A 12,004-nucleotide genomic window follows, 5' to 3' on the forward strand; every position below is an offset into this window, starting at 1 on the left:
CCAGGGCAGTTACCTCCAGCGGAGAAGCCGCTCAGGTGCGGTAGGCGTAGTACGCGGCGTGCGGGTACGACGCCACGAGGCTGGCCACCGACCTGTTGTAGGTGTTGGTGGAGTGGTACGTGACGTACGGCATGCCCTGCTGGCTGCGCTTGGTGACGATCATCGAATGGTCCTTGGACCCGTCTTTGTCGAAGTCCAGCTGCAGCACGTCCCCGACGTCCATCTGGTAGACGTTGGCGAGGCTGGTGACCCGCTGGGACGACAGCGCGAACCACGAGAACTCGTTGACGCCGACGAAGGAGTGCGACTGGATTTCGGAGTTGCCGAACCACTTGTGGGAGTCCGTCGCGTAGCCGGGGACGTGCTTCCAGCCGCCCGCCTTGAGGGACTGGCTGACGAAGTTGGTGCAGTCCCCGCCGGCGCCGGCGCCGCTGAAGTCGGGATAGGCCGGGTTGTACCGGTTCCAGTACTTCGCCGCGTAGGCCGCCATGGCCTGGTAGTCGTACCCGGTGGCCGTGAAGTCCTTCGGCTTGGCCGGCGCGGGCCGCGTGGTGGCCGAGCCGGACGCCGAGGGCGGGCCGTCGGGGGTGGTCGGCGGGGTGACGGGGGGCTCGGAGATCTGGTTCACCGCGAGGTAGCCGTCGTCGGTGTTGCGGACACCGGTCAGCTGCCAGTCACCCTTGCGGTCGGCCTGGAAGGTCAGCTCGTGGTGGGCCTGGAACCCGGTGGTCTTGGGCTCGTTGCCCCTGGCCTTCTCGTACGTCAGGCTCGTGGTCTCGGTGACGGCGACCGTGGCGTGACGGCCCTTCACCTTGGTGGCGTCCAGCGCGACACTGGTGCTGGCCCCGCTGTACTTCTCGCCGAGCCGGGCCAGGCGGGACTTGCGGGCGCGCAGTTCGCCGAGCGTCGAACCCTCCTGGCGCGACTGCGACGTGGACAGCCGCACCTTTCCGGTGAAGTTGGACGTCCGCTGCGAGTGCGACGCCTGGTGCCCGTTCCTGGCGTCTCCCACCAGGGACTGCGTGCGATCGGCGAACACCGCGTCGGCCAGCCGCTGGAAGGTGGCCTTGGTGGCCGAGTCCACCGTCGGGTCGTCGGTGATCGCCGCGCCCGCGCTCCAGTTGGGCAGCGCGATTCCTGCGGCCACCGAGGCCGCCGCCACCGTGCCTATGGCGATGCGGCTTCCCTTGCGGCTTATTCTTCTCGATTTCAACGATCTTCCCCTCTATGCCGGTTTGTTGGCCGGGTGTTCACATTTTTGCATGACATGTGTGGAGGGTGTGAAGGTGGGTGCGCCGATGGAACCAGGTTGAATTCGGGATCACTTGACGACCGTGGACCAGTCCGGCGCCTGCGCCGGATCCAGACCGCGCAGACGTTGCAGCGTCTCGGGCTTCTGCACATCGAGCCAGTCGGCGAGTTCCCTGAAGGACACGCACTTGACGCCCTTCTTGGTGCAGGTGTTCTTGACCACCTGGTCGATCGCCTTCATGTAGATGCCGCCGTTCCAGTCCTCGAAGTGGTTGCCGATGAACAGCGGTGCCCGGCTGCCGTAGTAGACGCGGTTGAAGCCCGCCGTATAGGAGGCGACGGTCTGCTGCTCCCACTGGGCGTACTTGGCCGGATCGCCCTTGGTCTCGCCGTGGGACTGGTTGTAGAGGAAGTTGAAGTCCATCGACAGGCCCTGGTAGTCGCCACCGGGGTACGGGAGCATCTGGAGCGGAAAGTCCCAGACGCCGTTCTTCTTCGACGGCCATATCTGGAAGTCGCCCGGGGAACTCGCGTCGTAGCGCCAGCCGTAGTCCTTCATGGCCTTGAGCAGGTTCGGCTGGCCCTCCAGGCAGGGGGCGCGGCCACCGGTCACCTCCTTGCGGAAGTCGAAAGGCAGGGTGGGGGAGTCCGTGAAACCGGTGTTGGTCCGCCACTTCTCCACGAAGTCGTAGAACTGGTCGATCTCGCTCTTCCACTCCGCCACGCTCCAGTCGCCACCCCCCTTGGCACCGCAGAAGTGGCCGTTGAAGTGGGTGCCGATCTCGTTGCCGTCCTGGTAGGCCGCGGCGAGTTGGGTGAGGGTGGTGCGGATGTGCCCGTCGGTGGGGTAGCTGATCGCGGCGGAGCCCGCCGAGTGCTGGGGCGGGTGGTAGAGGTCCTTCTTGCTCTTGGGCAGCAGGTAGATGCCGGTGAGGAAGAAGGTCATATGGGCGTCGTAGGTCTTGGCCATCTCGCGGTAGTGGGAGAAGAGCCGGTCGTCGCCCTCCAGCGCGCCGTCCCAGGAGAAGACGACGAACTGGGGCGGCTGCTCACCCGGTTTGAGCGGCACCGCCTTCAACTGCCCCTTCTTCGGGCCGGTGTAGGAGGTCGACCCGTCCCCGAGGACCTTGGTCTTGCCGTCCCACTCCGGCTCCTTGCGGGGCTGCTTCGGGCCCCGGCCGACCGGTTCGCTCTTGCCGGCGGAGGGGGCCACGACATCGCCGTCGGACTGGTTCAGCACCAGATACCCCGCGACGGCCGAGCACACGACGAGGGCGGCTGACGCAGCGGCTATGAACTGGGTACGGGCGGTGCGGCGGGGGGCGCGCGCCTTGCGGCGGCGGCCTGGAGTCGACTTCATACAGGGCTCAAATCTGCGAAGGGGGTTCCCATGCGGAGGGGGGTGCGGGCGGTTCGCCGGTCAGCGCAGTGGGCTCACCGCGCCCGCCCAGATGTCATACGGGACGCTGCCGGCGGCGGTTCCGGCGAGCCCCTGCAACGGCAGCGGTTCCAGGCTCTTGGTCAGATCCATGCGGTAGACGACCACGGCCGTCGACACGCCACCGGCCGTACCGACGTACCAGGAGGAGGTGTCGTCGGCGTCGGTGCCCGCCTTGCCGGACACCGCCGCCGAGGCCGGCGCGGCACCCGGATGGGCGGAGCGGAAGGAGTCCGTGAGCGCCTGCGTCACCTCCCCGGCCACCTGGGCGGTGACCGCGCGGCGCGCCTCCGGGGCGTCCAGCGCCACGGTCGCACCGTTCCGGGTGATGCGCTGCACGGAGTACGGCTCGACGTGCTTGCCCGCGGCGGCGAAGGTGGCGTAGCCGCTGGCCATGCGGATCGCGCTCGGCGTGGAACTGCCCAGGGACAGGTCGGGGACCTGCGGCCCCATGCTGGAGGACAGCAGCCCGGCCGCCTGGGCCGTCTCCTTGACCCTGTCCAGGCCGGTGTCCATGCCCAGTTGCATGAACGGGGTGTTCACCGACTTGGCGAGCGCCTCGCGCAGCGATATCCGGCCCCATGACTTCCGGCCGTCGTTGTGGGCGGCGACCTTCTTGCCGCTGCGGTTCCAGTAAGGGCCCTCCGGCGTACTGACGGGCACGCCGTCGTCGCCGTTGTAGAGCGACTGCGGGGTGACCTTCTCCCGCGGCGCGTCCCGCCGCTTGACCACCCCGTGCTCCAGACCGGCCGCGTACACGAACGGCAGGAAGGCCGAACCGGCCGGCACCGTCCCGGCGTTGGACTCGTTGTAGCCCTGCTTCCGGTGGTCCGGGCCACCGTAGACGGCGACGATACGGCCGTCGGCGGCCACCGACGCGACGCCGTAGTGAGCGGTGTCCGCGGTGTCCGGATGGGTCTGCCGGGCCTCCTTGCGCGCCTTGGCGACCACCTCGCCCAGAGCCGCCTCCCGTTTGCGGTCGAAGGTGGTGTAGATCTGATAGCCGCCCAGGTCGAACTGCCGGGCCGAGAGGTGCCCGACGCTCTTGGCGTACTGGGTGGCGAGCTCCACCAGGTAGTCGCTCTGCTGACCGGTGTCGTACAGCGGGTTCTGCTTCAGCGGCTCGGGGAAGGTCCGGTAGCCGGCCCGCTCGGACGCCGACAGCCGGCCGATCTTGACCATCCGGTCCAGGGTCCACTTCCAGCGCTCCACGGCCCGCTTGTGGTTGGCCGCGCTCAGTGTGGGGTCGTACAGGCCGGCGCCCTTGAGCAGCGAGGCCAGGAAGGCCGCCTCGCTCGCGTTGAGGTGGCTGACGTCCTTGCCGTAGTAGGCCTGCGCGGCGCGCTGGATGCCGTAGGTGCCGCGCCCGAACCAACTGGTGTTGAGGTACCCCTCCAGGATCGCGTCCTTGCTCATCCGGTTGTCGAGCTTGAGCGCGATCATCGCCTCGGTGAACTTCCGGCTGACGGTCTGTTCCTGGTTCAGGTAGACGTTCTTGACGTACTGCTGGGTGATGGTCGAACCCCCCTGGGTCTCACCCTCGCCGACCGTGCGCCACAGGGCGCGGGTAAGGCCCTTGAACGAGACGCCGAGGTCGTCGTAGAAGCTCTCGTTCTCGGCCGCCAGCACGGCCCAACGGACGCCCTCGGGTATCCCCTTGAGCGGCATCGCCTGCCGCTGCACCCAGCCGGTGCGGGCCATCGGGGTGCCGTCCGACCAGAAGTACACGTTGTCCTGCTGGGTGGCGTACGTGTTGAGGTCCTTGGGAATGTCGGTGGCGGCATAGGCGATGACCAGGAACAGACCGATCAGGCCGGTGCCCGTCGACGCGAGGCCCAGCCACTGCCGCCAGGAGGGCACCCAGCGGCGCCAACCGGTGCGGCCCGCGCGCGGATAACGCGGCCTGAACCGGCGCGCGTACGGCGCCAGCCGCGCGGCCAGGGAGGCCGGCAGCGCGGCGATGCGGGTGCGGGCGGAGGACGCCTGCGCCGCCTTGCGCCGGTCGGCCCGCCCGCCGGACGGCTCCGGCCGCCGCAGCAGCATGGTCTCGTCGGACGGCGCAGGCGGTTCGAACCTTAGCTGTAGCGTCTGTTCGGGCCCTGCGGATATGTCGGGGTCTGCGGATGCCGGTGCCCCGTCGCCGTCTCCCGCGCGGGCGGGCGGCTTCCGGCGCGTGATCCGTCGACGGCCCGACGGCCTGTGGGTCTCATCCGGACTGCCCGGCCCCCGCCCAGTCCCTGTCACTCCGTCTTCCCTCCGCACTATGCGTGTGGCTCACACGGAGCGAAGCAGCTGCCGCAGACGCAACTGCCATCCCCCAACCCACCAGCCACGCCGCGCTCTTCACCACTTATGCAAACCTATCAGCGTCCTTTTCGGAATCTCCACACAAGGGGTCGGAATGGAACAAGTAGACGACTCTGATGGTCTGACTACGTCATCAGTACGGCCAAGAGCGATCGGATGAGGGCGGACGGGTGGGTCGGTGGACCGTGGGTCGGCGGGTCGGCGGGTCGGCGGGTCGGCGGGTCGGTGGACCGGTGGGCCGGTGGGGCGAAGTCGGGCGTCGGCTCGGCCTGGCGGTCAGGGGCTCGGTGTCCTTCGGCTCAAGTGGCCTGCCGTGAGGGAGGGTTCAGGGCGACAGTGTCCCGGCCAATGAATCCGCGCCCGGCGACCGGGCGGCGAACGGACGGAAGATCGGGGTGACGTGCCGGGATCGATGAGGTCGCGACCACGCTGACGCGAAGCTCCGGTGGGGGCCCTGACGAGGGACGTCGCCGCCGACCGCGCTGCTGAGCGCGCCCTGGAGACACAACAGTGAAGGCCCGGCGGACACCGGGCCTTCACTTTCTGAGTAGCGGGGACAGGATTTGAACCTGCGACCTCTGGGTTATGAGCCCAGCGAGCTACCGAGCTGCTCCACCCCGCGTCGGTGCAATGAACACTACTGCATCAATCCGGATCGGCCGAATCGGTTCCCGCTGCCGGCCCGACGGTGACGACGGGGTCAGGCGATCGCGCCCGGCCGCATCAACGACAATGTCCCTACGCCGTGCGAACGTTGAGCGCCGCGAGGTGCTCAGAGTCCGTAGCTTTCCCATCAAAACGCGCCATTTCAGGAGCTTGCGGGAACCGCGTACCACGGAGCCGACTCCTCACTCGCAGAGACGCACACCGGTGCGTCCGATACGAAGTGGGGGCGATATGACACATAAGGCGCAACGGCCCGCGAGGGCATGGAAGGCGACCGCCGGCTCTGCGGCGACGGTGATCGCCGGACTGGCCCTGGTGGTCGGCGCGGCGACGCCTGGGCAGGCGGTCCCCGCAGCGGCGACTGCGCGGGCGCACTCCGTGCCGAACTGCGGTGCCACAGCGACGACACCCATGGCCGCGGCGACACGGACGACCACCGCCGCGGGGACGAAAACGGCCCCGCCCACGAGCTTCACCGGCCATCCGGCCATGGCCGCCACCGGAACCGCGGCGCAGAAGCTCTCCTACGGCCTCGCCCCGGAGGCGCCGATCGGCCTCTGGTCGTCCTCGAACGTCACCCTGCGCACCCCGGTCTCCAAGGGCACCGTCCGCCTGGACGTCACCACTCAGGGCTTCATCTCCGCCTCCCTCCTGATCCAGCGCTACGACGAGAAGAGCCACCGCTGGGTCGACCTGGACGTCCAACACAGCGGCACCGAAACGCCGGACAAGGGGAGGTTCACCTTCCCCCTCTCGTCGGCGGCGAGCCCCGGCCGCCCCGCCACGGTGGCCCTCCGCGTCAAGGCCATCGACCGCCCCGGCCGCCTGACCGTGACCGCTTCGATCGACGACGGCCACGGCCACACCTACGGTGCGCCGACGCGCAGCGCGGTCGTCGACCGGCCCACCACCACGGTCACCGGCTGGCAGGCCGGTGCCGGACTGGTACGCGGCGGTGCCGCGAAGGAATTCGACCTCACGGTCAAGAACACCACCAAGCGGGCCTACCCGGATCTCAACGCCGCGTACTTCGCCTACGGCCAGAACAGCGAGCGGGCCGTGGTCCCCAAGGACCTGGTGCTCCAGCAGTACGTGCCCGGCCACGGGTGGCAGCGGGTGTCACTGGTGCCCGGCGGCTGCGACCCGGGCATGAGCGCCGCGCTGATCCCGACCGCCAAGACGCCACTGGCACCCGGCGCCACCGCCGTCTACCGGATGCGGCTGGCGGTCGCGGGAGACGCTCCCGTGGTCGACGTCGAAGCGGGTGTGTCGGTGGGTACCGGCGACACCTCGCTTGACTACCAGACCCTGCCGTTCAAGATTCGCGCCAAGTAGCCCCTGACGCACATCTTGCTCACACCCGGGGAGCCGGGGGAGGGCAGGCGGATCGCCTCCTCACCTTCGGCTCCCTGCCGGCCCCAGCCCCAGCCCCGGCCCACGGCGCTGATTGCCGGAAGTCTCACCAGATGCCAGGTATCAGCCTGCGGGTGCGGGCGGCGTACGACCGGTACTCCTCGCCCAACGCATCGAGCAGCATCCGCTCCTCGACACGTATCCGGTATCCCAGTGCGGCCAGGCAGCATGCGGTGAACACCAGCACCGACGCCACATTGCCCATGAGGAGTGCGAGGTCCACGCCGGCGATCAGGATGCCGGTGTAAGAGGGATGCCGCACCCATCGGTACGGGCCCGAGTCGACGACGCGGTGGCCGTGCTGGATGTGCACGGTGCCCCGGAAGAAGCGGCCCAGCGCCACGATGGCCCACACCCGGAGCCCCACCCCGGCCCACGCCACAAACAGGATCGCCAGGCGGACGGCCAGAGCCTGCGTGGAGTACGACAGACCGGGCAACGCGTGCCGCATCGGCGCCGCCAGCGCGATCCCACCGCCGATCAGCACGGGGAAACCCAGGAAGCTGAGCCACTCGGTACGTTCGGTTCGCTCGCTACGGACGCGTTGCCATAGCTGGAGCAGCACCTCGGCCGCCGCCCAGACCCAGATGGTGATGATGAGCGCGGTGTTCACAGCATGGTGCGTCACGGCACCTCCCAACCATTCCGAGAACCCGTACCTCGCCAGGGGGTCACGCAAGTCCACCATCGCACCGCCGCGAATGGAGTGCGTCAACCCACGGGTGGAAGCCTGGGTGGAACTCGGGTGGAGAGCCGTGCAGGGCACCGTGGGTGGCCGGAAGCCATCACCTTCCCCCCTCCCGCCTGGCCGCCGGCCGCACCCGAGAGTGCGCCCGCCTCGGAGTGGTACCACCCCGCAGCCGACCCCCACGAAGGCGCCGGCGCCTGAGAGTTGAGGCCCTCGTGCCTCCTTCGAGCCTGACCTGAACGGGGTGGGCCCGCCCCGTTCGGAGTGCCTCTGCTCGCGGTGTTCCCGCGCCCTCTTGTGTACCCCCTGGGGTATGTCACTCTGGATCTGCAGACATACCCCGCAGGGGTGTGCGTCAAGGGAAAGGAGTACCGCCATGTGCGGAGGCGCCTGTGGATGTGACACCAAGGCGAGCGCGGCGAGCGGCTCGGCGGGCACGGCCACCGACGAACACGGCGTGGTCCGGGCGGTGTTGCAGGCGATGGACGAGGCGGGGCCCGGCACGGGCTCGGTGGCCACGCGGGAGTGGCATCTGCGCGGGGAGTGGTTCGACGTGTGCAGCTGCGGGCTCCCGTGCCCCTGCACCTTCGCCCAGGCGCCCACCCACGGGGACTGCCTGTTCACCCTGGTCTGGCAGGTGCACGAGGGGCACTTCGGCGACACCGACCTGTCCGGGCTCGGAGTGGTGGCCGTCGGCGAGTTCACCGGCAACATGTGGATCGACGACCCCGACGCCATGATGTCGCTCATGTTCTACATCGACGCCGAGGCCGACGCCGCCCAGCGCACTGCGCTGGAACGCATCTTCACCGGCAAGGAAGGCGGCTGGCCCGGCACGTTCGGCGCCCTCATCGGTGAAGTGCGCGGTATCGAGTACGCCCCGATCCGCTTCGAGGCCGCAGCCGACCTCGCGTACTGGGAAGCCGAGATCCCCGGCAAGGTCAAGGTCGGAGCCCAGGCGGGAGGGGTGCGTGCCTCGCGCACCGATGTCGCCTTCGTCGGCGGTGCCGTGCTCCTGTCGGGCCGAGCCGAGCCGTGGCAGGGGTATCGCGCACAGGGGCTGCCGGACGGAGAACGGCTCCGGTCCGGCAGCCCCTGTGCAGGAGGTGGGTTCGGCTCGACGGTTGTGTGGTGTCCCTTCGGCGGAGAGCGTCAACTGCCCGTTCGGAAGCGTCAGTCGGTGACTTCGATCTTCCCGTTGGGGGAGGCCGCCGCAGGCACGGGGCTGGCGCCGGCGTCGGAGGCGGTGTGGCCGTCGGCGCCGCCGGTCACGCGCTTGAGCATGCCCGCCAGATCGACGCCCGAGACCGAGTTGAGGAGTTCCACGCCCTGGGCGACGTTGTTGGCGACCGTGCGGGGCAACTGGCCCGCGCCGTCGGTGGAGATGACGGTCATCTTGTCCACCGCGGCCAGCGGTTCGGATGCCTTGGCGACGACCTGGGGGAGGACCTCCACCAGCATCTGGAGGACGGCCGCATCGCCGTACCGGGCGAAGGCGTCGGCCTTCTTGTGCATGGCCTCGGCCTCCGCGGTCCCCTTGGCGGCGAGTGCCGCCGCCTCCGACTCGCCCTCCAGCCGCACCGCCTCGGCGAGCGCGGCGCGGCGCAGCTTCTCGCCCTCACCCGTGAGCCGGGCCCGTTCGGCGGTCGCCTCGGCCTCCTTGACCTCGGCGATCCGGCGGGCCTCGGCCTCCTGCTCGGCCTGGTAGCGGGCGGCGTCCGCGGGCTTGCGGACCTTGGTGTCCAACTCCCGGTCGGTGAGGGCGGCCTGGCGCTCGGCGACCTTCTCCTGCTCGGACAGCACCTCCTGTTGGCGCGCGGCCTCGGCCAGCGGGCCGGCCGCGTTCGCCTTGGCGGCCGCCGCCTCGGTCTCCACCCGGATCTCGGCCTGCTTGAGGTAGAGCGTCCGCTCCGCGACCGCGATCTCCTCGGCGGCCTTCAGCCGCGCCTGCTCCGAGACCCGCTTGGCGTTGGCCTCGGCGATGTCCGCCTCCTGGCGGGCCCGCGCGGCCTCCGGGCGGCCCAGGTCCTCCAGGTACGAGCCCTCGGTGGTGATGTCCTGGATCTGGAACGCGTCCAGGATCAGGCCCTGCCCGGACAGGCTGGCCTCCGCCTCCTCGGCGACCTGTCCGGCGAACGCGGCCCGGTCGCGGATGATGTCCTCGACCGCCATCCGCCCGACGATCGCCCGCAGCGCGCCCGACAGCACCTCCTGTGTGAACCCGACGATGCCGTCCTGCTGTTGGAGGAAGCGCTGCGCCGCGGCCCGGATGGCGTCCTCGCTGCCGCCGACCTTGACGATCGCGACGCCGTCGAGGTTGGCCTTCACCCCACGCAGGGTGACCGCGCCGCGCACCGCCACCGGCAGGTGCCGGCTGGACAGATCCAGCGAGAACCGCTGCTGGACGAACGGGACGACGAAGACGCCGCCGCCCACCACGACCTTCTGGCCGCTGTTGTCGACGCTGACCTGGCCGGTCTCCGGGTCGGTGGACTTCTGGCCGCGGCGGCCGGTGATGATGAACGCCTCGTTGGGTCCGGCGACCTTGTAGCGCGTGATCACCACGAGGGCGAGCAGCACGACGAGGACGACGGCGCCCACGACGGCGAGAATGACTGAATTCATAACAAGTCCCCCCTGCCTTCCTGGGGGTAGGCAGCTCAAGACGGTGGTCGTACGTGACCGGTCCGCGGCGCGGAGTGCGCCGGGGCCGGGGGAGCGGGGGCGGCGCCGACCCGTATCGGCGGTCGGGTCCGGGCCGCCCCCGCTCAGTGTTCGACGGGGCGGACCGCCACCGAGGTGGACGACAGCGATGCCTCCACCCAGATCTCGGCGCCCCGGGCCACCGGGGCCGCGCTCCTGGCCGCGAGCTTCACGGGGTGCCCGGCGAGCCGCAGCAGCACCTCGCCGTACCCGTCGGCGGGGATCGGGGTCACCACCGACCCGGCGGTGCCCACCAGATCCTCGCGGCGCGGCGTCGGGGCGGTGCGGTCGCGCATCAGCGCCCGGCTGAACCGCCAGGTGACCGCTCCGGCCGCGGTGCCCGCCGCCAGCCCGGTGCCGACGGCCGCTGCCGCGCCGAGCCCGGTGCCGCCCCATACGATCGCGCCGGCGAACCCGAACATCGACAGGAAGCCGGCGATGACCGGCAGCGACAGCAGCCCGTCGAAGGGGCCGGCCAGTACGCCCCCGAAGAGGCCCTCCAGCACGCCGTCGAAGAGCAGCGCCAGTGCGAGTACGACGATCCCGCCGATGCCGAGACCAAGAAACCAGGCCATGTGCAGCCCTCCCGTACTCGTCCATTGCGCTCGAACGGGGTGATCGTCACATGCGGCCGGGCCGCCGCACATTGCCGCTTCCCGGCAATCTTTACGCGTCCTTGATGTGCAGCACTGTGCGCCGGCGCGTGTGCGGTCCGCTATTTCTGCGCTTATCCCGGCATACCTCTTGACTGTGGGCAAATCGGGAGGAAACTGGTGCTTAACCAGAAAACCGGAGAGCCGCACCGTCGACAAAGACGTTTGTTGGCAGGAGACCCTTGGCGTGGCCCTGGCTAGGCCCCCGAAAGCCCCGCGAACCGGAGCCTCAGTGACGACTGAGGTAGATGGCGGCGATGTGGACTTTCGGGGACTGTCTTGTCTGGGGGTGATGGCCCGGGACTTCGTCCCGGGCTCTGTCGTGTCAGGGGGTCTCGCGCCCTCGCGCGCTCCTACCCGTTGCCGCAGACCTCGCGGGACTTGACCACGGTGAGGGTCACCTTCTGGTTCTTCAACGGGGCGCCGGCCCTGGGCTGTTGGGCGCACACCTTCCAGTTGCTGGGCCACAGGACGTGGCGCCCGGCGCCCCGGCCGTCCTTGAGTTGCACGGCGGTGTGGTGCAGCGCCTGGTACGCGGCGGTCAGCCTCTTGTTGCGGACGTCGGGCATGGTGTCGGAGCCGGCGTGGGCCGGGCTGGTTGCGGTGAGGGCGGTCAGTGTCAGGACTGCGGTGACGAGTGCCGCGCGGAGCATGTGCGGGGCGCGGGTGGGGTGGGGGTGTTTGCTGTTCATGCCAGGAGAACGCGTGGCGGGGGTGCGGGTCACGACGGGGTGGTGGGGCGGCGAGGGGAAGCGGAGGAGGGGGCTCCGTCTGGCGCGTCCAGGGCCTGGGCTAGGGTCGTTATCCGCCCGTGACTAAGTGACTACAGTCGTGTAGACATCTTCGGATCGGCTGACTAAGGTATGCCTTCGCTAACTGAGGTAA

The 12,004-nt window shown here is 69.7% G+C and carries 8 protein-coding genes, 1 tRNA gene and 1 pseudogene; 2 read left to right on the forward strand and 8 right to left on the reverse strand.

The window, feature by feature from the left end; translation table 11 throughout:
• Positions 1 to 31: 31 nt before the first annotated feature.
• The 4 genes from ACIQE0_RS15040 to ACIQE0_RS15055 all read right to left on the reverse strand — a co-directional run bounded on the left by ACIQE0_RS15040 (position 32) and on the right by ACIQE0_RS15055 (position 5,618).
• On the reverse strand, positions 32 to 1,147 hold the full coding sequence (locus tag ACIQE0_RS15040) for an amidase domain-containing protein (RefSeq protein WP_402331956.1): 1,116 nt from the start codon (positions 1,145 to 1,147) through the stop codon (positions 32 to 34).
• Between the two features lie 174 nt (positions 1,148 to 1,321).
• Positions 1,322 to 2,611 carry a hypothetical protein gene (locus tag ACIQE0_RS15045; RefSeq protein WP_366328879.1) on the reverse strand — a complete coding sequence of 430 codons (1,290 nt, stop codon included), beginning with the start codon at positions 2,609 to 2,611 and terminating at the stop codon, positions 1,322 to 1,324.
• 60 nt (positions 2,612 to 2,671) lie between these two features.
• The gene (locus ACIQE0_RS15050) at positions 2,672 to 4,732 is read right to left on the reverse strand and encodes a transglycosylase domain-containing protein (protein ID WP_402331961.1); all 2,061 of its coding nucleotides are present in this window, start codon (positions 4,730 to 4,732) and stop codon (positions 2,672 to 2,674) included.
• Between the two features lie 812 nt (positions 4,733 to 5,544).
• A tRNA-Met gene (locus ACIQE0_RS15055) sits at positions 5,545 to 5,618 on the reverse strand.
• Positions 5,619 to 6,151: 533 nt separating this feature from the next.
• Here ACIQE0_RS15055 and ACIQE0_RS15060 point away from each other — a divergent pair.
• Complete coding sequence (locus ACIQE0_RS15060) at positions 6,152 to 6,997, forward strand: hypothetical protein (RefSeq protein WP_402331964.1); 846 nt, start codon at positions 6,152 to 6,154, stop codon at positions 6,995 to 6,997.
• Between the two features lie 124 nt (positions 6,998 to 7,121).
• Here ACIQE0_RS15060 and ACIQE0_RS15065 read toward each other — a convergent pair whose 3' ends face one another.
• Positions 7,122 to 7,703 carry a methyltransferase family protein gene (locus tag ACIQE0_RS15065; RefSeq protein ID WP_402331967.1) on the reverse strand — a complete coding sequence of 194 codons (582 nt, stop codon included), beginning with the start codon at positions 7,701 to 7,703 and terminating at the stop codon, positions 7,122 to 7,124.
• A gap of 541 nt (positions 7,704 to 8,244) precedes the next feature.
• Here ACIQE0_RS15065 and ACIQE0_RS15070 point away from each other — a divergent pair.
• Positions 8,245 to 8,709, forward strand: a pseudogene (locus ACIQE0_RS15070) (DUF1326 domain-containing protein); the annotation flags it as partial.
• Positions 8,710 to 8,936: 227 nt separating this feature from the next.
• Here the strand turns inward: ACIQE0_RS15070 and ACIQE0_RS15075 are convergent.
• From ACIQE0_RS15075 to ACIQE0_RS15085, 3 genes are all read right to left on the reverse strand, one after another.
• On the reverse strand, positions 8,937 to 10,388 hold the full coding sequence (locus tag ACIQE0_RS15075; RefSeq protein WP_402331969.1) for a flotillin family protein: 1,452 nt from the start codon (positions 10,386 to 10,388) through the stop codon (positions 8,937 to 8,939).
• A 143-nt stretch (positions 10,389 to 10,531) separates the two neighbouring features.
• On the reverse strand, positions 10,532 to 11,041 hold the full coding sequence (locus ACIQE0_RS15080; protein ID WP_402331972.1) for a hypothetical protein: 510 nt from the start codon (positions 11,039 to 11,041) through the stop codon (positions 10,532 to 10,534).
• A 431-nt stretch (positions 11,042 to 11,472) separates the two neighbouring features.
• Positions 11,473 to 11,811, reverse strand: coding sequence for a PASTA domain-containing protein (locus ACIQE0_RS15085; RefSeq protein ID WP_402331975.1), 339 nt, complete (start codon positions 11,809 to 11,811; stop codon positions 11,473 to 11,475).
• Positions 11,812 to 12,004: the final 193 nt, after the last annotated feature.

This window comes from Streptomyces sp. NPDC093097, from assembly GCF_044754325.1.
GTDB lineage: Bacteria > Actinomycetota > Actinomycetes > Streptomycetales > Streptomycetaceae > Streptomyces.